The following is a 19,987-nucleotide window of genomic DNA, read 5'->3' as shown; positions in this document are numbered from 1 at the left end:
CGAGTAAAATGCGCCAACCATTAAGCTCGATGCACCATGAAAAAACAATTATTCCTGTTTCTTTTGTTCGTTCAATGCACCGCACAAGCGGCCGATCTGCCGGGCATTCCGGCTTTCATAGACGAGATGGTGGTCAAACATCAGTTCAAGCGCGAAGAGCTGGAACAGGCGTTCGTTCATGCCGAATACCGCCAGGACGTCATCGACTCCATCAACCAGCCCGCCATCCTCAAGCCCTGGATCGAGTACCGCCCGAACTTCATCAATCAGCAGCGCATCGATAGCGGGTTGCAGTTCTGGTTGAAATATTCGAGAGCCCTGAAGCGCGCAGAGAAACAGTATGGCGTGCCGCAGGAGATCATACTCGGTATCATCGGAGTCGAGACGGCGTATGGTCGCAACACCGGGCATTTTCGGGCGCTGGATGCATTGACGACGCTGGCTTTCAATTACCCGCGCCGAGCCGACTTCTTCCGCGACGAACTGGAACAATACCTGCTGCTGGCGCGTGAACAGCGGTTCGATCTGCTGTCCATTCAGGCTTCCTATGCAGGTGCGCTGGGTATACCCCAGTTCATGCCCAGCAGCTATCGCCGTTATGCCGTGGATTTCAACCGTAACGGCAAGATCGACCTGCTGAATGAGCCTGAAGACGCCATCGGCAGCGTAGCCAATTATCTCAAGCAATTCGGCTGGCGCAACGGTGAGCCGGTTGCGCTGCCCTGCAAGGTCGATGATGAAAAGCGTCTTGGCGTCGTCGGAGATGCGCGTCCGGTCATCGCTTGGCGCGATGCGGGGGTGACGCCGCTGAAAAAGGCCTCAGGTTACCTGCCGCCGGCGTGGTTGCTGGATTTTACGGTCGAGTCGGGCAAGGAGTATTGGCTGGTGTTCAGCAACTTCAACGTCATCATGCGTTACAACAACAGCAACTTCTATGCGATGTCGGTCTTTCAGCTGGCCGAAGCGCTCCATGACGCGCGTTACTGAGGCGGTCTGCTACTGCAGGATGCGGCGCGCACCGTCGTAGCGCGTCAGCCAATAGCGCATCTGCATATTCTCCGTGCGCACGCTTTCTCCGCTTCTGGGTGAGTGCACGAATTTCCCGTCGCCGATATATATGCCGACATGCGAGAAAGATGCATGTTGCGTGTTGTAGAAGACCAGATCGCCGGGACTCAGGTCACTCTGGTTTACCGGTTTGCCAACCCGGCTGATGTCATGGCTGGTGCGCGGCAATCTGATGCCCAGCGAATGACGATAGACATGGTCGACGAAGCCGCTGCAATCGAAGCCGGTGCTGGCGGAGTTGCCGCCATAGCGATAGGGGGTGTCAGCCAGACTGATCGCATACATCACCAGATCGTTCACCTGGCCATCGGAGGCCGTGTATTGCCGGGATGGCGTCGTGGCGCAGGCGGCGAGCAGGAACGAAATGGAGAGGAGCAGCAATCTTTTCATGGGCGCAATGTAAGTCAGTCCGCTATGGACTGTAAAGTGGAGGCTGATTGAGAATCGACGCTTGAGATGGTACGGAAGCAGCGTGTCCGGGATGTCGATACCCCTTATGGGGGAGAATTGACCGCACCCCAAGTCGGGGCTATGGTTAACCACTCTGGTATAGAATTATCGCTTTCAATATTCGCAGGAGCAGACAATGAGTTTTACTGAGGCCGACGTGCAGGGCGCATTGAAGAGTCTGACCGATCCCAACACGAAAAGGGACTTCGTCAGCAGCAAGTCTGTGAAGAATATCAAGATCAACGGCTCCGACGTATCGCTGGACATATTGCTCGGCTATCCGGCGAAAAGTGTGTGGGAAGACATCAGGGGCATGGTGGAGACGCATCTCAGGTCTGTCCTGCCAGGGAGCGGCAAGATCAGCGTCAACGTGAGCAGCAAGGTGGTGCCGCATGCCGTGCAGCGCGGAGTCAAGCTGGTCGATGGCGTCAAGAACATCATCGCCGTGGCGAGCGGCAAGGGCGGCGTGGGCAAGAGCACCACTGCAGTGAATCTGGCATTGGCGCTGGCGGCCGAAGGTGCCCGTGTGGGTATCCTGGATGCCGACATCTATGGGCCGTCACAGCCAACCATGCTGGGAATCAGCGGCCGTCCGGTCTCCAAGGATGGCAAGTCGATGGAGGCCATGGAAGGACATGGGATACAGGCCATGTCCATCGGCTTCATGATCGAAGGCGACGATGCGCCGATGGTCTGGCGCGGTCCCATGGTGACACAGGCACTGGAACAGTTGCTGCGCCAGACCCGCTGGGACAATCTGGATTATCTGGTGATCGACCTGCCGCCGGGCACGGGCGACATCCAGCTCACCTTGGCGCAAAAAGTGCCGGTCACGGGCGCGGTGATCGTCACTACGCCGCAGGACATCGCTTTGCTGGATGCGAAAAAAGGCCTGAAGATGTTCGAGAAGGTGGACGTGAAGATCATCGGCATCGTGGAGAACATGAGCACGCATATCTGCTCCAAGTGCGGACACGAAGAACACATCTTCGGCGCGGGCGGCGGCGAGAAGATGTGTGCCGATTACAACGTGGAGTTCCTCGGCGGCTTGCCGCTGGATATCCGCATCCGCGAACAGGCCGATTCCGGCAGGCCGACAGTGGTGGCCGATCCCGAGGGCAACCTCGCCAAGTCTTATAAGCAGATCGCACGGCGCGTCGCGGTCAAGGTCGCCGAAATGGCGCAGGATCATAGTGCGGCTTTCCCCAAGATCGTGGTGCAGAACACCTGATTCAGGGAAAGTTGCGGTCAAGTTGGTTACAGAGTGGTTTGCCAGGAGAGAGAGATGGGTTCATTCAGCATTTGGCATTGGTTGATCGTATTGTTGGCAGTGGTGCTGATCTTCGGGACCAAGAAACTGCGCAGCGTCGGCAGCGATCTGGGCGGGGCGGTCAAGGGCTTCAAGGACGGGATGAAGTCAGATCCTCCCGGGCAGTTGAACGATAGAGGATAGAGAACGGCATTCAAGTAACGGCCAGATCCGCACGTCTGACAGTCTGGCCAGCCGTATCCAGATCACCATGAGCAATCGCATCATTCGCATCGTCACTGTGGGGCGGCAACCGGCGCTGCTGGATGACCGCGCCATGAACGATGCCCGCGATCATTCGTCCACATCGCTGGACAGCCTGCAGCGCCCGTTGCGCGACTTGCGCATCTCCGTGACGGACCGTTGCAATCTCCGCTGCACCTACTGCATGCCGCGCGAGATATTCGACGAGAGCCACACGTTCCTGCCGCGAGCGGAATTGCTGACTTTCGAAGAGATCGAACGCGTCGTGCGCCAGTTCATCAAGCTGGGTGTGAAAAAGATCCGCCTGACCGGCGGCGAACCTCTGCTGCGGCGCGGCATCGAACGACTCATCGAGAAGCTCGCCGGTCTGCAAACCCTAACGGGCGAGCCGCTGGAGATCGCGCTGACCACCAATGCCGTTCTGCTGGCGCGCAAGGCAAAGGACCTGAAAACAGCCGGACTGAGCCGCGTGACGGTCAGCCTCGACAGTTTGAGCGATGCCACCTTCCGCCGCATGAGCGACACGGATGTCGCCGTGGGCGTCGTGCTGGAGGGGATCGAAGCGGCACAGGCTGCCGGTCTGGGCCAGCTCAAGATCAACATGGTGGTCAAGCGCGGCGTGAACGAGCATGAGATCGTGCCGATGGCCGCACATTTTCGTCATGCCGGCATCGTGTTGCGCTACATCGAATTCATGGATGTCGGCTGCACCAACGGCTGGCGCATGGACGATGTCGTTCCCGCGCAGGAGATACTCGACCGTCTGGTGCAGGCGTATCCGCTGGAGCAGATCGATCCCGCTTACAGCGGTGAAGTGGCGGAACGCTGGCGCTATGCGGATGGCGGCGGCGAGATCGGCGTGATCGCTTCGGTCACACAGGCATTTTGCCAGGAATGCACCCGCGCCCGGCTATCCACCGACGGCAAGCTGTATACCTGCCTGTTCGCCAATGAAGGACTCGATTTGCGCACTCCGCTGCGCCGGGGAGCCGGAGACCGGGTTCTTGCCGATCTGATCGCGGACCGCTGGGGCCGGCGCACCGACCGCTATTCGCTGCTGCGCCACGAGGCGACCGGGCATGTCGGAAAAGTCGAAATGTCGTATATCGGCGGATAACAACCAACTCATATGGACGACCAACAACTCCTCCGCTACAGCCGCCACATCCTGCTGCAGGAGATCGGCATCGAAGGGCAACAGCGCCTGCTCGGCAGCTGCGCGCTGATCATCGGAGTCGGCGGGCTGGGTTCGCCTGCCGCGCTGTATCTGGCGTCCAGCGGTGTCGGCAAGCTCACCCTGTGCGACCACGACAGCGTGGACTTCAGCAACCTGCAGCGCCAGATCATCCACCGCACCGGCACGGTCGGCCAGCCCAAGGTCGTTTCGGCGCAAAGCGCACTGCACGAGATCAATCCCGAGGTGGAGTGCGTCGCGCTGGCGATCCGCGCCGACGAAGCGCAGTTGGGCGAATTGATTGCACAGGCCGACGTGGTGCTGGATTGCAGCGACAACTTTGAAACAAGGTACGCGGTCAACCGCGCGTGCCTGGCGCAGCGCAAGCCGCTGGTATCGGGCGCGGCCATCCAGTTCCACGGCCAGGTCGCCGTGTTCGACTACCGGAATGACGACGCACCTTGTTACAACTGCCTGTTTCCCGAAGACAGCGAAGCGGAAGAGCTGCGCTGCGCCACCACTGGCGTTTTCGCGCCGCTGGTCGGCATCATCGGTACGCTGCAGGCCGCAGAGGCACTAAAGCTGCTGATGGGAATCGATCGTGGCCTGAGCGGCAAGCTGCTGTCCATCAACGCACTGGACATGAACATCCTGCGCAGCTCGCTGAGCAAAGATCCGGCCTGCCGGACTTGTGGTGATATAACTGCGGAAAGGCGGGTGAACTCATGACAGACAAACTGACCCACTTCTCCGACTCAGGCCGCGCGCGCATGGTGGATGTGTCGGCCAAATCCGACACCCGGCGCGTCGCCATCGCCAGCGGCGTGCTGCGCATGCAGGCTGCCACACTGCAGCGCATCCGCAGTGGCCAGATCGCCAAGGGCGATGTATTGACGGTGGCCGATGTCGGCGCGGTGATGGCGGCCAAGCGCACGCCGGACATCATCCCGATGTGCCACTCCATCGCGCTGTCCGGCGTGGAGATCGAGTTCGGCGAGATCAACGAGCCGGATGCGCAGGGTTGCGTCGGCATCAAGGTGCTTGCCACCACCAGTTGCGTCGGCCAGACCGGTGTCGAGATGGAAGCGCTGACCGCTGCCAATGTGGCGCTGCTCACCATCTATGACATGTGCAAGGCCATCGACCGTGGCATGCGCATCGAGTGCGTGCAACTGGAAGAGAAGCGCGGCGGCAAAAGCGGCGTATGGAAACGCGGAGATACCAAATGATCACGGTGCTGTTCTTCGGCCCGGTCGCGGACCGCATGCAGACTCGCGAGACGCAAGTCGAATTCACCCAGGGCATGACCTTGCATGACGTCATCGCTCACCTCGGTGCCCAGAATCCGGGTGCATTCAGCATCGTCAGCTTCATTGCCGTGAACCAGAACCAGGTTCACGACAAACAGATGGCACTGCAAGACAACGACGAGATCGCCTTCATGGCGAAATTCTCCGGGGGTTAAGCGATGACCGAACCGGTCCGTATCCAGGCAGCCGACTTCTCGCAGGACGAAGAGATCAGGGCTTTGAAAGCCAGCTCGAAACGCATGGGCGGCATCGCCACCTTCCTCGGCTGCGCGCGCGATTTCTCCGAAGGCCGCAGCGTCAGTGAGATCAGCTTCGACGCCTACGGCAGCATGGCACTGGCCGAGATGAACAAGTTGCGCAGTGAGGCCATTGAAAGATTCAAGCTGCTCGATGCGCGCATCGTGCATCGCATCGGCACGGTAAAAGGCGGTGACAACATCGTGTTCATTGCTGCGGGAGCAGAACATCGTGCTGCCGCATTCGATGGTTGCCGCTGGATGATAGACGAACTGAAGCAGCGCGTGCCGATCTGGAAGAAAGAGATCACGCCGCAGGGCGATTCCTGGGTGACGCCGCATCCATGAGTGCCGTATCGAAACCAGCGCCAAAGGTGTTCAGCATCGTCGGTCATTCCGGCTCCGGCAAAACCACTCTGCTGGAAAAACTCATCCGCGAGCTGTGTTTGCGCGGCGTCAAGGTCGCCACCATCAAGCATGCGCATCACAAGGTCGAGCTGGATACGCCGGGCAAGGACAGTTTCCGTTACAAGGAGGCCGGGGCGGTGATGAGCATGCTGCTCACACGCGATGCGCTGCAACTGGTGGCGGATGCCAAGGTACGGCGCGAACCGGAACAGTTGGCACAACGCTTTCTGGGTGAGGCTGACCTGGTACTGGCGGAAGGTTTTTCGCATGCACCGGGTGCGAAGATCGAAGTGCTGCGTCGTGCTTGCGACCAGCCGCCGCGTTGCGCCATCGAGGACGGGCTGATCGCCATGGTCACCGATATGGACGAGGTGTATCCGCAACTGCCGCATTTTGGGTTGGAGGATGTGGGCGGCATCGTCGATTTCATCCTGCGCCGGGCGGCACAATGATCGAGGATTGCACCGCGCTGATCCTCGCCGGCGGCGATTCGCGCCGCATGGGGCAGGACAAGGCGGCGCTGCAACTGGATGGCAAGACACTGCTGGATCGCGTGACTGCAACCATGCAGCAGGTATTTCCCAAGGTGATTCTCAGCGTGCGCCAGCCGCGCACCGGTGTGGCAGTGCAGCAGGTCTGCGACGAACAAGAGGCGGGCGGGCCGCTGGCCGGGTTGATCGCTGGGCTGGCGCAGGCCCAGACGCAGTGGATATTTGCGGTGGCATGCGACATGCCGTTCGTGACGCCGGCAGTGGTTTTGCAGCTTGCGGGTCATCGTGCCGGGCATCAGGCGGTCGTGCCGATGGTCGCTGGCCATCCCCAGCCGCTGGCTGCATTTTATGCGACGAATACGTTGCAGACGATGCGCGCAAATCTTGCGGCAGGAGACAGGAGTCTGCGTGGCTCGTTGGAGAAGCTGGATGTGCGTTATGTGAGCGAGGCGGAATTGCGTGGTGCCGATCCGCAGCTGCGCAGTTTCTTCGACCTGGATACGCCGGAGGATTTTCAGGCGGCGCAGAAATGACTTTCAAGATGCATACCTTACAATTGCCGTCGATAGGCGATCTTCAAGGTGTATGCATGAAGAAGGCCGAATATCGCCGATCTGCAATGTATGTATTTGAAGGTGTCCGTATCTGTTGGCTTGCAGGCAAGGTTGTATTCTGATCATTGATTTTTCGACGAACGGTACAGGAGTGCAGGTGGAGCATCTGACAGTGACAGCAGCGCAGCGATGCGTCATCGAAGCGGTAGGACAATTGGGCACGGAAAATGTCGCTCTGGAGCAATGTCTGGGGCGGGTGCTTGCGGAAGACGTGCGGGCCAACCGCGACCAGCCACCTTATGACGTGTCGGCGATGGATGGTTTTGCCTTGCGCAGTGCGGATGTGGCGAAAGCTCCAGCCACACTGGAGATCATCGAGGATATCAAGGCGGGCGATATGCCGCGCAAGACTGTCCAGGCAGGGCAGTGCACGCGCATCATGACCGGCGCGCCGGTGCCACCGGGAGCGGATGCGGTGATACGTGTCGAGGATACACAGTCAGTGTCGGATGCGCGGGTGCAGATCAATGTACCGGTCAAGCCCGACAATGACATCCGTCCTAAAGGCGAAGGCATGCGCAATGGCGAGGTGGTGCTGGTGAAGGGAACGGAACTCACGCCGGGTGCCGTTGGCATGCTGGCGATGGTGAAACGCAGTTCGGTACAGGTGTATCGCCAGCCGCGCGTGGCGATCCTTTCCACCGGTGACGAACTGGAAGGGCTGAACGATCCGTTTGACGCCAACAAGATTCCCGACGCAAACAGCTACGCGCTGATGGCGCAAGTGCAGGCGCTGGGCGTGCAGCCCACGCTGCTCGGCATCGCACGCGACAAGCCGGAAGAATTGCGCCTCTACCTGCAGGAAGGCTTGCAGTTCGATGCGTTGTTGGTCTCCGGCGGCACCTCGGTCGGCGTGCATGACTATGTGCGCCCGACGCTGGAGGCGCTGGGTGTGCAGATGAGATTCTGGCGAGTGGAGATGAAGCCGGGGCACCCGATGGCGTTCGGCGCCACGGCTGAGTCATTTGTTTTTGGCTTGCCGGGCAATCCGGTTTCGAGCATGGTGTGCTTCGAGCAATTCGTATTGCCCGCGCTGCGCCGCATGATGGGGCATGCATCGATCTATCGTCGCACTGTCGAGGCGCGGCTGACGCATGAGGTGAAGCACAAGCATAGTCGCACCGAATTCGTCCGGGTGATGTTGAGCCGGGAAGAGGGGGGCTATACGGCGACTTCAACGGGTGCACAGGGAAGCGGCATATTGGCGTCCATGTCCAAAGCGGAAGGTCTGCTGGTCGTTCCGCCGCAGAGCAAGGGGCTGGCTGCGGGCAGTTTGGTGACGGTGCAGTTGCTGGACGGTACGGCATATCAACAGGAAGCAGGCGGAGAATGGTGATGAAAGCACGCATCGGTATCGTGACGGTTTCCGACCGCGCCAGTCGCGGGGAATACGAAGACAAGGGCGGCCCGGCGATCCAGGCATGGTTCACGCGCGTGCTGAGCAGTCCGTGGGAGGCGGTGCCGTTGGTGATCCCTGACGAACAGGCAGAAATCGAAGCGGCGTTATGTCGGTTAAGCGACGAGGAAGGCTGCAGCCTCATCGTCACCACCGGCGGCACCGGTCCGGCATTGCGCGACGTCACGCCGGAAGCGACCGAGGCAGTGTGCGAGAAGATGATGCCGGGATTCGGCGAGCTGATGCGGACCGCTTCGCTGAAGTTCGTGCCCACCGCGATCCTGTCGCGGCAGACCGCAGGCATACGCGGCAAAAGCCTGATCGTGAATCTGCCCGGCAAGCCGTCCGCCATCGACGATTGCCTGAATGCGGTGTTTCCGGCCATTCCCTATTGCATCGACCTGATCGAAGGTGCATATCTGGAATCCGATCCGGAACAGTGCAAGGCATTCCGTCCGGCGCACGCAAAAAGCCGGAAATAACAGCAGGTAGAGAGTGGGTCGACAGCCCTTGCTGTCGTTGAGAAAGCCGACAGCGGTGCTTAATTGCCGAGCTGGGTCTTGAATATCTTTTGCACGGAGTCGAATTTTTCGGCTGTCGGAAACTGCCCTTTGTGGAATACGAACTGCAAACGTTTGCCGCCGCCATCCAGGCCGGTAATACCAAAGGATTTCCCCGAGTAATCGGCGTAGTAGCGCAGCTCCTTTACCAGATTCACTTGCTCCCCGTTCTTCTGGATCAAACCGAGAGTTTGGTCGCCTATCTTGAGAGTTACCGGTGCGGAAGGCAAAAGCATCAATCTGGTCTTGAATATCCGATTGAATCCGGCGATAAAGAAGAAGCAGGTCAGGAAGAAAAACAAATAACCCATATTGTGGTCATCGCCATACCAGAAACTTGCTGCTATCGATGCAAGCGCAACCACCGTTGGAACATAAAGCATCAGATCCCACAACATCCCTTTACGATCCTGTACCAGATCGAATTGCATCTTATCTGTCATAACTTTCCTGCCATATTCTTGTCGATTTGCTGCCCGCCCTACAAGACATGCTGTATCGCACTGTTCATCTCGCCAAGCAACATCCTTCCGGCCTGTTCGAATTGAACGACACCGTGTTTGTCGATGATGAAGGTCCACGGGTCACCCATGACCCTGTAGGCTTTATATGCCTGGGGATTGGCATATTGGTCAATGTGGATGAATATCATCCGGTCCTGATATTCATCCATGACACCTTTCAGCATTTGCAGCTGCTGGTCGCAATTGGTGCAATGACCGGGCGTGGCGAACTCCAGCACGATCGGTTTTCCCATCAACAGTGCCTTGTCAACGGAATATTGGTACATGCGGGAATCGGGCTGGCGGTATGTTGTGACTTTGCTGAAGTTCCCATCTCCGTCGGCCAAGGTTTTGGTAGGCAGACTCGGTGCCTTCATGCCAACTTCAAAGCCGGCTGACAGATGCTGTTCGCAACCGCTTAACAGCGCTATCCCGAAGCATATCGACAGGAACTTCCGCATCTTCATGCCTTCTTTTGCCACCCGGCCTTGGTCGTCTTGTAGAGGTTGTAGCCCCAGATGATATTGGCCGTGAGCACCAGCATCCCGAATATGCCGACGAAGGCCATCAAATGCTTGACTACGCTTTCCGTATTGTCGCCTGTGCTGAGGCCGCCGATCAGACCGGCTGCAAGGAAAAAGACTACCATGCCGATCAGGCCGAAGTTATGCATCCAGAAATGGATCTTCACCAGGCGCAGGCTGTATATCTGACGGCGGGAAACCGTTGGCACGACGTAGTACAAAGCGGCGAAGATCGCCATCTCGACCCATCCCAGCAGGTTGATGTGTCCATGTGCCAGAGTGATCAAACGACCGTGCGCGCTGTAATCCACAAAATACCGGAAAGCCGGAACCCCACCCATGATCGCGCCCCAGGAAAAGCCGATGATGCTGTATATGATGCAGGCATAGACGAACCATAAAACGTAGCGGGTAAAATCTTCGCGCTCAGCTGCGCTGTGTTCAATGCTTTCCTTCATGTTGCTCCTCTTTTGATTTCATCCAATCGCGAATATCCTTGAACTGTGTCCTCCAGCCGTCTGGCGTCCACATATCAACCATAGAATCAATAAAACTCGAATCACCCTGGGGCGGCTCGAAAGACGAAGACGATCCTTGATCAGCCTTCAGCTCAGACAAGAATACTGCCATCGCACGCAAGTCCGAATCCGGAAGAGCAGATACATATGCGGCATCCTTGGGTGGAGCGCCGTGATCCATGGTTTTGGCGCCATACACCGCTTCCGGCGTTTTCAGGAAATTGTAAAAGTAATTGACATCATGCTTGGAGCCAAGCCCGTCCAGGCTCACGCCCATGCTGGTACCGCTGCCGACGGCCCGGTGACAGGTGTAGCATTCACTGTGCTGATATATCTCGTAACCCTGTTTGCCTTCCTGGGTGAATTCGAAATGCGTCAGGATTGGAAACATCGGTCTGGCAGAATGCCGCCTGATCGACTCGAGCACGGTAAAGTTGATGACGGTAACGACCACAAGAAATCCAATGAAGCCAAAAAGGATCTTTTCTCCTTTTTTCATGCCATTTTTCATTTATCTCCAATCCTACCGCTGTATGAAATGAATATGCGACGCAATGCTTTACGAAAATTCAAAATAAAAAGTACTGATCAATGACGATCAGTACCCCTTTGGTTTTCAGCGCCAGGATTTCTGACGCTGAAAGAATCAAATTACAACAGAATGCTTACTTTACGACTTTAATATTTTTCAAAACTGTCTGGTTGCCAATTTGCATGCCGTCCCCTGCAGAGCTGTCGGGTGCTTGCGACAAGTAGGCTGCAACGTTTTGTATGTCGTCGTCAGTCAGGTTCTTTGCAATTGCGCGCATTTGACCCATTGGATCATTTGTTCTGGAAGCATCGCGCCAGTGCGTCAGCTGATTGACCAAGTATACATATTTCTGCTCACCGATCTTGGGATAAACGGGATCGGCACCACGACCATTATAACCATGGCAGGTTACGCATGCGGAAATTCTGCCTTCTTCGCCATATTGAACCAGCTTCTCGCCCTTGTATATCTCACCAACTTTTGTGCCATCGGCCTTAAGTTGTTTGAGGTCGGAAAGTTCGGTTTGATGCGGGAAGCTGTTCTCATATGCAGCCAGGTCGCGACGATCCTGTTCGGTCAATGATTTTGCGATGCCGTTCATCTGCATCATTGTTACGTCCATGCGCTTGTCTTCAGCGAAGTTCGTCAGCTGCTTGACGATATATACGTATCCGATATTGGCCAATCTTGGGGCGCCCATCCCGTCATTGCCCATTGCCTTGTCGCCATGACATACGGCACATGCAGGAACGTCCGGCTGGCCATTGACACCTGGTTTGCCATTTTCGTAAATGTTCTTACCATTTGTTACATTAACGGTGACTCCACCAGCTTCAGCAAAACTCGCTCCTGAAAAAGCCAGCATGGCGACCGCACCCCAGCACGCCATTGCCAATTTCGATAACATACGCATGTGCTCCTCCCCCCTAGATTATTAAATACCCACACTTGCTGCAGGCCAAAACCAATTCATCCCCTGTACCGCAAGTTACATTTCAGGAATGTTTTTTCAAAACGATAAAAGCCAAGCCGAATAAAAACACGAATATGCCAACGTACATATAAATAACTTCGGCAGTTGTTGTATCTGGTTCAAGCATTTGTTTCTCCTTGGTCAATTATGGTTATAGATCCAATCCGTCTGCAAAAACAACCTTTCAGGACGGCGCGATAGTAGCACCAAGAAATCCCTGAGGCAATAGTGTTATTAGTCCTAATTTACGTTAAATTTACGTTAAATTATCGTCAATTTCGAGTAAATCTCACTAAAAGGCTTGGTGTGGCTACAATTCCCTTGACAAGTAGAGGGAATGCTATTTAACATCCGGCAAAAGTAACTATGCATGTAAGAACCGTTGCTGGCCGATTTAAACTAAGCCATTGTTTTTATAGATTAGTTTGCTTGTGAATTGTTAAGGGCGCTAGGTGATGGCGTCCAAATTGTGTTGCGAAAGAAGTATTGAATTTGTTTTGTGAATCGAAGTGTTGTTTTTCATAAACTTAGGGGGGGTCATGAGTACAAAGAACGAGACGAAATCTCTATCCATCTGGCTAATTCTCGTAAGCGGGATGTTGACGGGAATGGGGAATGGCAGCGTGTTTGGTGCGGCTTTGATGTGTCTGATGGGGCGTGGGGGTTTTGCAAACTGGGGCGGTGCGGCTTGGACTGCTTATGATCCGTCGACTTTTACCGGGTTTATTGATTGGGCGATGATCGTATTCGGAATTGCTTTCTGTGGAATTCTCTACGTAGGCTTGAATCGTCATTACAAGCTTGAGACTGGCGCTGCCTGAGCTGAAGCGCGGTCCGTCAAGATACTTTCGGTATAGACATTAATTAATAGGGGGTTGGCTATGGCTTTGATTGCGGGATCACTGGGGGTGCTGTTGGCGTTTTCGAGCATGTTGCTATCGTGGTACATACTTGTCCCACATGAAGACAGCGATGGTGGTGATCGTCACTAATTTATAGTGTTCATTTGAGTTGAGGGGGAGAAGCATGTTGAAATATCTGTTTGCCAAGAACGAAGACATACCGGCCGGTTCGGCGGCGGTGTTCTTCGGATTTTCTTCAATTATCTGGTTCGTCATCGGTACCGGACTGGGTTCGTTCAATGCTGCCAAGCTTGCGTTCCCGGACTTTGTGACTGGAAATATCTATTTCGCCTTCGGTCATATGCGTCAGGTGCACGTGATGGCCGTTATTTTCGGTTGGATCTCAATGGCGTTCGCGATGGCCATGATGTACATCACGCCAGCGCTCGGAAATACCAAGCTGTGGTCTGAGAAGCTCGGTTTGTGGAATTGCCTGTTCTGGAACCTGGGGCTGACGCTTGGTCTGACGGTTTTGTGGGCGGGGATCACATCCGGTCGCGAATACTCTGACTTCCCGTGGCCGGTTGACTTGTATCTGGCCTTCTTTGTGTTTATTCCTCTTGCAACCAACGTCTGGATGACGATCCTGAATCGCCGCACGCAGGGTATCTACACAACCAACTGGTTCTTTGCGGCAGCGGTTTTCATGGTGATCATCGTGTTCCTGGTGGGTAACTCTCCCGAGTTCTTCCACTTGACTGGTCTGACCGAGGCATATCTGACTTGGTGGTTCGCGCACAACGTTCTGGGTCTCTGGATCACTCCGGTGGCTGCTGCGATCGCTTACTACACCATTCCGAAAGTTACCGGCAATCCGCTGTACTCACACCGTATCGGCCACTTGCACTTCTGGTCCGTGGTTGTGTTCTATTCGACACCTGCTGCTCACCATCTGATGTCCGCTCCGCTGCCTGAGTGGTTGAAATCGTTTGCCTCGGTTGAAGGTGTGCTGATTCTGGTGCCTGCCATCGCATTCGTTTCGAACATCATGCTGACGATGAAGGGTAAATGGTACATGTTCGTCGAGAACATCGAAGTTCGCTTCACCATTACGGGCTGCTTGATGGCTATTCCATTGAACATGCAAGGCGGCTTCCAGCAAACCCGTGCGATTAACTGGTATATCCATGGTACGGGCTGGATCGTGGCTCACGCGCACCTCGCATTGCTTGGTTTCTCGACATTCCTGGAGTCTGCTGCGGTTTATCTGGGTCTGCAGACCATCATGAAGCGCAAACTTTACTCCCTGACACTGGCCAATATGCATTTCTGGCTGCTGTTGATCGGCTTCACCATCTACTGGGTTTCCATGACCATTGCCGGCCTGATTCAAGGCGCAGGCAAGATCTACGAAGTTCCGTACATCGACGTGGTAATTGCTGAGCACCCATACATGATCGCCCGCTGGATCGGCGGTACCTTGGTGTTCGTGGGCAACATACTGTGGCTGTACAACATGTGGATGACAGCGCGTAAAGGAACCGTTGTTCCTGAGGGTCGTATGCCTCATGAACTGGGATACGAGCGCTAATATTAGCCTGTGTAAAATTTAGGGAGATTAAGCATGGCTGGATTTAGGGAGTATAAGATCGGATCGAGGCTATTCGCTGGTGCGCTGGCCGGCTCGATGTGTATTACATTGTTGTGGCCAAGTATCAATATCGCCAGCGTGGCATCGACGCAAATCGCACTTGCCAAGCAATTGTCCGTTGGACATGAGACCGGCTTCAACCTGGACGACCCGTTTCTGCAGGGGAAAAACAAGCCGGATGAGATCACTCTGAGAGTCGATCCGAAATCGGGCAAGCCTTTGCCGGCAGCAATGTCTGTGTACGTGTACCAACCGGGAACGCCGTTCCCGGCGGGTATCCTGCATCCTCGCATTCTGGGTGAAGGCGTACAGGAGTTGAGCGTCGAGCAGGGGCATATCACAGATGCCAAGAAGGATCAGGGCGCGGTCTTTGCCTTGAACAAGGGATCTTTCAATGGGAAGGAACTGGATTACATTGAAGACCTGACTACAACCAAGGGCTGGACTCCTGCTGATGTGATGCGTGTATCCAAGGATGAAGACATCTCTGAGGCTGGTAAGGGCAAGACGATGTTCGTGCGTGAAGGCTGCTGGTGGTGTCATACACTGCTTCCAGAAGAAACGCAGGACTGGCAAGTCTTTGGCGCACCACCGATGCTGGGTGACTTCAACGGTGAATCGCCAACTGCATTCGGTTCTGACCGCAAGGCTCCGGACTTGCTGCATGTAGGATCGCGCAACTCTTCCAAAGAGTGGATGATGATGCACTTCTTCAATCCGCGCCTGGTTCAGCCGCATTCCATCATGCCGCGTTTTGACTACCTGTGGGGCGAGAAGGATGCTTCGGGCAAGAAGATCGACTATGACAAATGGCGTGCTGATTACAACGATTACCGTGAAGGCAAGAGTGTGAATCCGCCGGAGGTTCCTAGCTATGCGAGCGATTCCGATATCCGCAGCCTGATCGACTTCATGTTGAGTCTTAAGTAACGAGGAGATACCAAATGTCATGGAATTTTAATAGTCCCTTAGTCACGATGGTTGATGCGGCGACGAATGAGGCAGACAAAGCGCTGTGGGAGAAAGAGGACCTCGGCGGAATAACGGAAGATAATCATCGTATGCCCATGCCGGTGGTATTGCTGGTTGCGCTGACCGTGTTGACCGCATTTGCGATCACATTCCCATTGTGGGGACAGCGCCCGACAGCGGCTATCTATGCGGGTTATGTCAAGGCAATGAATACGCCTGAAGTCATGGCTATTCAGGATGACGAAGCTGCGATGAAGAAGATCGTTCAGATGAATGTTGGGGGTAAATATGATGCTCTGCTAGAGCGTCACCCTTTGACAATGAACGACCTGCGCCTCATCAAGCCGGAAATCGAAGCTCTGGAAGCCAAAGGCGCTGACTTGGAAGAGTACAACGTGGTGGGTGATCATGTTGTTATGGCAAACTTTGAAGGCAATTTAAAAGCCGACGGAACGCCGGAAAGAAAGCAGCCTTGGTGGGACAAGGGTTACACCATCGATATATTCTATGTAATATATTTCTTCACGATGGTGATCATCCTGATCAAGAGATTGCCTCCATCAACTTGGCAGCCCAAGCATCACTAATGATGATTAACTAGTATCGGATTGGCGTACGTATTCGCCAATCCGGTTTTGTTAACCCAAATTTCGGAGAAAAGAATGATAGAAATCGACTACGGCCCAGGCGTGCTTTTTGGAATAATTCTCGTGGCTCTTTTGGCCCCGACTTTTTACAGTTTCTTTATTGACAAGATAAAGAAGTAATAGCAATAACTGGTCAAAAGCGGCTGCAATAAGATTTGCTGCGCTAAAGGAATCTCGACTACTTCAAGAAGGCAGCATTTGGACCATGGTGTAGGTGCGTACTAGCTTGCTAACCGTTGCCGTTTGCCATAGAAGAAATAACTCCTTTTGAATTCGTAACAGTAAGCGCCCCGGTCTTGGCCGGGGTATACTGTTAAGCTAAAATTCAATTAGTTTAGGAGTCAGCGATTTCAATCTCTAATTTTCAGGTCTCACACCTGCAAACATCCCAAGTAAGCTCTGAAATCTCCCCAAAGCTCGATCTCAGCATCGAGGGGATGCGTAGCCAGCAATTCAGTGAGTGGATATTCGTTTTTTTGCTGATTGGCATAGTGGTGTTCTCTGCGATTGTCATAGCATTTATGTTTAGCAAGAACCGCCCACAAAAAATGAGAACGGGAGAGCGTTTTATGTTTTCAGCTATTATCGTAGGCGTGGTCGCCGCGATAGTGATGGGCGCGGTACAAATGCTGGGCGGTTACCTTTTCTGATTAATTATGGTGGGAGTATATTATGGCGAACTTCATTGAAAATCTTCCGGATGGCTGGACCATCTACCTGTGGCTGATCATCGGAGCGGTGATTATCATGGCAGTGGTGTACTGGATACGCTGGGGCATGAATAACGAGCAATTCGATGAGGATATCAAATACGTTCTCTTTGATGAAAAAGACCAGGACAAAATGACGCCTGAAGAATTTGCAAAGAGCCGTACAGTGATTAAAGCTCAAATTGAGAGCCGCAATCGTTTCCTGGCGCAAGAAGCGCAAGACCATAAGTTAAAGGCATGAGGCGGGGAGAAAAAGCCGTTCTGGCCCTGATCGGCCTGGTCGTCGCTGGCGGAATGTTGCACTCGATCCTGCATGTGGAAGGCCCGCATGATCGGGAAATTCCATATTACAGTACGGCAACGCAGGAAGTCGCAGAAAAGGCGATGGATATATATCGCAGCCAGGATTGCAAAAACTGCCACAGCCTCTGGACTTTAAAAAACATGATGGAGTCCGTGCCGGCTCCCATACTGGATGGCATTGGTACGCTGCGCACCGAGTCTTGGCTATATGATTACCTGTCATCTCGCAATCCTCAGTCAGTCATACCTTCACGACTGAAAAAAGAATATCAAATGCCATCCTATGCCGCTTTGCCTGACGAGGAGCGACGTGTGCTGGCCAAATATTTGGCTAGTTTGAAAGTCAAAGATTGGTATCTTGAGCAAACCAGGAAAATGGAGTACGAAAAGCTGACAGGCAAGGAACCGGGAAAATGAGGCACAAATACCTTACTGGCATGGTGGCGCTACTGGCGGGAGTGGCATTTATTCATATTGCCGATAAGCTGCTTGGCGTAAAAATAGAATTATTTTCTGGATTGTCCACATTCAGTTTTGCATGGGGTGTGGATCTGTTTGTGGTCCCATTCCTTTCCGGCCTGTTGGTAACCAGAATCTTCGGTATGGGTGGGAAATGGCTGTGCTATCTCCCGCCATTGATAGTGCGAAGCATAAGTTACGCAGAAATAGCGTATGTCACCGGTATCCCGCATGGCAGCATTTTGAACCCTGTAGGTTGGTGGGGTTTGTATGTAATCCTTGCAATCGAATCTGCGGCTATGGGCGGCATTCTCGGCGAAGTGATGATCAAGGGAGTGTACGGTCGCTCAGCAAAAGTCTCGCAAGAAGACAGGCGGCCTGCAACTGAAAGGGAATCGTAATGCCCTTTATGAAGAAACAAGCCGAACAAAATCCGGCGGACTTGCAACGAAAGAAGAGATATCTAACAGCTACCATCGTCACATGCATAACGCTGGTGGTGGTGGGCGGAAGTTTGCACGTTGTCAAACTGGGTTCGATACGCATGGGCGAGATGCGCGCCTTGGCAACTTATGATCTGAAGGAAGAATCTGCCCGTATCCGCGCAGCAGGGGAAGATATAGCCTTGCATGAGGAAAATGAGAAAAGGAAAAACGAAGCAGTCGGATATTCAGCGGCAGAGGCTGAGTCATTGCTGACCAAAGAGCAGTGGCAAGAGCTGGATAGCATGGTGACCATTCCGGCAGGCAAATTCCTGATGGGTACCAATCTCAAGAATGCCGACGCAGCCTCGCATCCGCAGCACGTAGTCGAACTGCCAGCATTCCGTATCGACAAATATCTGGTGACCAATGCACAGTATGCAAGATTTATCGCTGCAACAGGTCATCGGCCACCCCTGGACTGGAAAGACGGGAAGATACCGACAGATGCTTTGCAATATCCAGTGACCATGGTCAACTGGTATGACGCATCGGCCTATGCAAAATGGGCAGGTAAGCGGTTGCCAACTGAGGCTGAATGGGAAAAGGCGGCACGAGGGACTGATGGCAGACGTTGGCCGTGGGGAAATGAAATGGATCCGGCTCGATTGAACACTTACTACAATGTCGGTTCGGCAACGAATGTAAACACCTATAACAAAGGCGTCAGTCCGTACGGCGTCTATGACATGGCTGGCAATGTCGATGAATGGGTGGAGGATGATTTCCTGCCATACAAAGGCACTGACGCAGAGAAAGAAGTCTTCAAGGGGAAGATTGCGCGGGTAGAGAACGAGCAAGATCGAGCAATGAAACTATCAGAGCAGATAGCGGTCAACAGAAACTATAAAGTATTAAGGGGGGGCTCCTGGAAAGGAGACCCATTCTCTACGGCCACTTACCATCGAGATTATTCGTGGCCTAACTATGCTTCGGATTTCTACGGATTTCGCTGTGCATCAAGCGCGGAAAAATAAACGACGCATCGGGGAATTATGATGAATCAAATGTGGGCAAGGGCAATATTGATGTTTCTTGGTATGGCTGGAACATCATCCGTGCAGGCGCAAGTGGATAGTTACAGATTCGCGCATGTCACTATTTCAACGCCATGGTATATATTTATATTTCTGCTGATGGGTGTGTTCGCGCCATTCGTGCTAATGGTTATCTTGGCATGGCGCAATGCGGGTCGAGAGAATGCTTCCGATAGTTCAGAGACGGATCGCAATCATTAAATCAAATTCAAAGCAGCAAACTACAATGACAATTTCCAATATTTCCTTTCTTCGCTTATTTGCAGCGGCTCTGTCAATATCAATGCTGTTGTTTTGCACCATACCTGCTGCACAAGCAGATGAAAGCTCCCAATCTGGCGAGGGAGCGCAGATCTTGCAGGAATTCAACAAGCAGCACAGGGATACGGAGCGCGCAAAAGCGATCACCGACAAGGACAAGCAGCGAATCATGTTCTTGCTGGGTGTGGTGCTGATTACTTTGGTAATGATCACTGGCGGCCTGGGAATCGCAATGGGGCTGTATGGAAAACAGGTATTTGCTGCGCACATGATATTTGCTGGCCTCAGCATGACACTGGCAGTAGTTCATGCAGTTGTTGGAATCGTATGGTTCTTTCCATTCTAGTCTGGCC

27 protein-coding genes and 1 pseudogene are annotated in these 19,987 nt (G+C 54.1%); 22 read left to right on the top strand and 6 right to left on the bottom strand.

Annotated elements, in window-relative coordinates; all coding sequences use genetic code 11:
* Positions 1 to 36 precede the first annotated feature (36 nt).
* Complete coding sequence (gene mltB, locus SLIT_RS13350; RefSeq protein WP_013030797.1) at positions 37 to 987, top strand: lytic murein transglycosylase B; 951 nt, start codon at positions 37 to 39, stop codon at positions 985 to 987.
* 9 nt (positions 988 to 996) lie between these two features.
* Here mltB and SLIT_RS13345 read toward each other — a convergent pair whose 3' ends face one another.
* The gene (locus SLIT_RS13345) at positions 997 to 1,458 is read right to left on the bottom strand and encodes a C40 family peptidase (RefSeq protein WP_013030796.1); all 462 of its coding nucleotides are present in this window, start codon (positions 1,456 to 1,458) and stop codon (positions 997 to 999) included.
* A 190-nt stretch (positions 1,459 to 1,648) separates the two neighbouring features.
* Between SLIT_RS13345 and apbC the strand changes: the two are divergent.
* The 11 genes and pseudogenes from apbC to mog form a co-directional block, all read left to right on the top strand.
* Positions 1,649 to 2,749: pseudogene (apbC, locus tag SLIT_RS13340) on the top strand (iron-sulfur cluster carrier protein ApbC); the annotation flags it as partial.
* A gap of 54 nt (positions 2,750 to 2,803) precedes the next feature.
* Complete coding sequence (gene tatA, locus SLIT_RS13335; RefSeq protein ID WP_013030794.1) at positions 2,804 to 2,971, top strand: Sec-independent protein translocase subunit TatA; 168 nt, start codon at positions 2,804 to 2,806, stop codon at positions 2,969 to 2,971.
* Between the two features lie 67 nt (positions 2,972 to 3,038).
* Positions 3,039 to 4,148, top strand: coding sequence for a GTP 3',8-cyclase MoaA (moaA, locus tag SLIT_RS13330; protein WP_013030793.1), 1,110 nt, complete (start codon positions 3,039 to 3,041; stop codon positions 4,146 to 4,148).
* Between the two features lie 12 nt (positions 4,149 to 4,160).
* Positions 4,161 to 4,934: a HesA/MoeB/ThiF family protein gene (locus tag SLIT_RS13325; protein ID WP_013030792.1), complete on the top strand. Its 774-nt coding sequence runs from the start codon at positions 4,161 to 4,163 to the stop codon at positions 4,932 to 4,934.
* Positions 4,931 to 5,434 (top strand): cyclic pyranopterin monophosphate synthase MoaC, encoded by a 504-nt coding sequence (gene moaC, locus SLIT_RS13320; protein WP_013030791.1) that lies wholly within the window; start codon positions 4,931 to 4,933, stop codon positions 5,432 to 5,434. The genes SLIT_RS13325 and moaC overlap by 4 nt, the downstream gene beginning before the upstream one ends.
* Positions 5,431 to 5,670: a MoaD/ThiS family protein gene (locus SLIT_RS13315; RefSeq protein ID WP_013030790.1), complete on the top strand. Its 240-nt coding sequence runs from the start codon at positions 5,431 to 5,433 to the stop codon at positions 5,668 to 5,670. The genes moaC and SLIT_RS13315 overlap by 4 nt, the downstream gene beginning before the upstream one ends.
* Before the next feature lie 3 nt (positions 5,671 to 5,673).
* Positions 5,674 to 6,099, top strand: coding sequence for a molybdenum cofactor biosynthesis protein MoaE (locus SLIT_RS13310; protein ID WP_013030789.1), 426 nt, complete (start codon positions 5,674 to 5,676; stop codon positions 6,097 to 6,099).
* Complete coding sequence (gene mobB / locus SLIT_RS13305) at positions 6,096 to 6,611, top strand: molybdopterin-guanine dinucleotide biosynthesis protein B (RefSeq protein ID WP_013030788.1); 516 nt, start codon at positions 6,096 to 6,098, stop codon at positions 6,609 to 6,611. Before SLIT_RS13310 ends, mobB begins: the two co-directional genes overlap by 4 nt.
* Positions 6,608 to 7,183 carry a molybdenum cofactor guanylyltransferase gene (gene mobA / locus SLIT_RS13300; protein WP_013030787.1) on the top strand — a complete coding sequence of 192 codons (576 nt, stop codon included), beginning with the start codon at positions 6,608 to 6,610 and terminating at the stop codon, positions 7,181 to 7,183. The genes mobB and mobA overlap by 4 nt, the downstream gene beginning before the upstream one ends.
* 178 nt (positions 7,184 to 7,361) lie before the next feature.
* Positions 7,362 to 8,600, top strand: a complete 1,239-nt coding sequence (locus SLIT_RS13295) for a molybdopterin molybdotransferase MoeA (RefSeq protein WP_013030786.1) — start codon at positions 7,362 to 7,364, stop codon at positions 8,598 to 8,600.
* Positions 8,600 to 9,142: a molybdopterin adenylyltransferase gene (gene mog / locus SLIT_RS13290; protein WP_013030785.1), complete on the top strand. Its 543-nt coding sequence runs from the start codon at positions 8,600 to 8,602 to the stop codon at positions 9,140 to 9,142. The genes SLIT_RS13295 and mog overlap by 1 nt, the downstream gene beginning before the upstream one ends.
* 59 nt (positions 9,143 to 9,201) lie before the next feature.
* Here the strand turns inward: mog and SLIT_RS13285 are convergent, their stop codons facing one another.
* The 5 genes from SLIT_RS13285 to SLIT_RS13265 all read right to left on the bottom strand — a co-directional run bounded on the left by SLIT_RS13285 (position 9,202) and on the right by SLIT_RS13265 (position 12,210).
* Positions 9,202 to 9,663: a hypothetical protein gene (locus SLIT_RS13285; protein ID WP_013030784.1), complete on the bottom strand. Its 462-nt coding sequence runs from the start codon at positions 9,661 to 9,663 to the stop codon at positions 9,202 to 9,204.
* 38 nt (positions 9,664 to 9,701) lie between these two features.
* Positions 9,702 to 9,977, bottom strand: a complete 276-nt coding sequence (locus SLIT_RS16250) for a TlpA family protein disulfide reductase (RefSeq protein ID WP_223293803.1) — start codon at positions 9,975 to 9,977, stop codon at positions 9,702 to 9,704.
* A gap of 209 nt (positions 9,978 to 10,186) precedes the next feature.
* Positions 10,187 to 10,705 (bottom strand): cbb3-type cytochrome c oxidase subunit I, encoded by a 519-nt coding sequence (locus tag SLIT_RS13275; RefSeq protein ID WP_013030782.1) that lies wholly within the window; start codon positions 10,703 to 10,705, stop codon positions 10,187 to 10,189.
* On the bottom strand, positions 10,689 to 11,276 hold the full coding sequence (locus SLIT_RS13270; protein WP_013030781.1) for a c-type cytochrome: 588 nt from the start codon (positions 11,274 to 11,276) through the stop codon (positions 10,689 to 10,691). The genes SLIT_RS13275 and SLIT_RS13270 overlap by 17 nt, the downstream gene beginning before the upstream one ends.
* A 154-nt stretch (positions 11,277 to 11,430) precedes the next feature.
* On the bottom strand, positions 11,431 to 12,210 hold the full coding sequence (locus tag SLIT_RS13265) for a c-type cytochrome (RefSeq protein ID WP_083775047.1): 780 nt from the start codon (positions 12,208 to 12,210) through the stop codon (positions 11,431 to 11,433).
* Positions 12,211 to 12,809: 599 nt separating this feature from the next.
* On the opposite strand from SLIT_RS13265, the gene SLIT_RS13260 reads away from it, so the two are divergent.
* The 10 genes from SLIT_RS13260 to SLIT_RS13210 all read left to right on the top strand — a co-directional run bounded on the left by SLIT_RS13260 (position 12,810) and on the right by SLIT_RS13210 (position 19,980).
* Entirely contained in the window at positions 12,810 to 13,091 is a 282-nt protein-coding gene (locus SLIT_RS13260) for a hypothetical protein (RefSeq protein WP_013030779.1), read from the top strand.
* A gap of 205 nt (positions 13,092 to 13,296) precedes the next feature.
* Complete coding sequence (locus SLIT_RS13255) at positions 13,297 to 14,703, top strand: cbb3-type cytochrome c oxidase subunit I (RefSeq protein ID WP_013030778.1); 1,407 nt, start codon at positions 13,297 to 13,299, stop codon at positions 14,701 to 14,703.
* 33 nt (positions 14,704 to 14,736) lie between these two features.
* Complete coding sequence (locus SLIT_RS13250) at positions 14,737 to 15,693, top strand: cbb3-type cytochrome c oxidase subunit II (RefSeq protein ID WP_013030777.1); 957 nt, start codon at positions 14,737 to 14,739, stop codon at positions 15,691 to 15,693.
* Between the two features lie 14 nt (positions 15,694 to 15,707).
* Positions 15,708 to 16,322: a hypothetical protein gene (locus tag SLIT_RS13245; protein WP_013030776.1), complete on the top strand. Its 615-nt coding sequence runs from the start codon at positions 15,708 to 15,710 to the stop codon at positions 16,320 to 16,322.
* Positions 16,323 to 16,819: 497 nt separating this feature from the next.
* Positions 16,820 to 17,032 (top strand): hypothetical protein, encoded by a 213-nt coding sequence (locus SLIT_RS13240; protein ID WP_013030774.1) that lies wholly within the window; start codon positions 16,820 to 16,822, stop codon positions 17,030 to 17,032.
* Between the two features lie 22 nt (positions 17,033 to 17,054).
* Positions 17,055 to 17,333 (top strand): hypothetical protein, encoded by a 279-nt coding sequence (locus tag SLIT_RS13235; protein ID WP_013030773.1) that lies wholly within the window; start codon positions 17,055 to 17,057, stop codon positions 17,331 to 17,333.
* Entirely contained in the window at positions 17,330 to 17,812 is a 483-nt protein-coding gene (locus SLIT_RS13230; protein WP_013030772.1) for a c-type cytochrome, read from the top strand. Before SLIT_RS13235 ends, SLIT_RS13230 begins: the two co-directional genes overlap by 4 nt.
* Complete coding sequence (locus SLIT_RS13225) at positions 17,809 to 18,255, top strand: hypothetical protein (RefSeq protein WP_013030771.1); 447 nt, start codon at positions 17,809 to 17,811, stop codon at positions 18,253 to 18,255. Before SLIT_RS13230 ends, SLIT_RS13225 begins: the two co-directional genes overlap by 4 nt.
* An 8-nt stretch (positions 18,256 to 18,263) precedes the next feature.
* A complete protein-coding gene (locus SLIT_RS13220) occupies positions 18,264 to 19,313 on the top strand; it encodes a formylglycine-generating enzyme family protein (RefSeq protein WP_041420889.1) in 1,050 nt (349 codons plus the stop codon).
* Positions 19,314 to 19,599: 286 nt separating this feature from the next.
* Positions 19,600 to 19,980, top strand: a complete 381-nt coding sequence (locus SLIT_RS13210) for a hypothetical protein (protein ID WP_013030768.1) — start codon at positions 19,600 to 19,602, stop codon at positions 19,978 to 19,980.
* Positions 19,981 to 19,987: the final 7 nt, after the last annotated feature.

This window comes from Sideroxydans lithotrophicus ES-1 (genome assembly GCF_000025705.1).
Taxonomy (GTDB): Bacteria; Pseudomonadota; Gammaproteobacteria; order Burkholderiales; family Gallionellaceae; genus Sideroxyarcus; species Sideroxyarcus lithotrophicus.
This window is presented reverse-complemented; position numbering and strand designations above follow the sequence as displayed.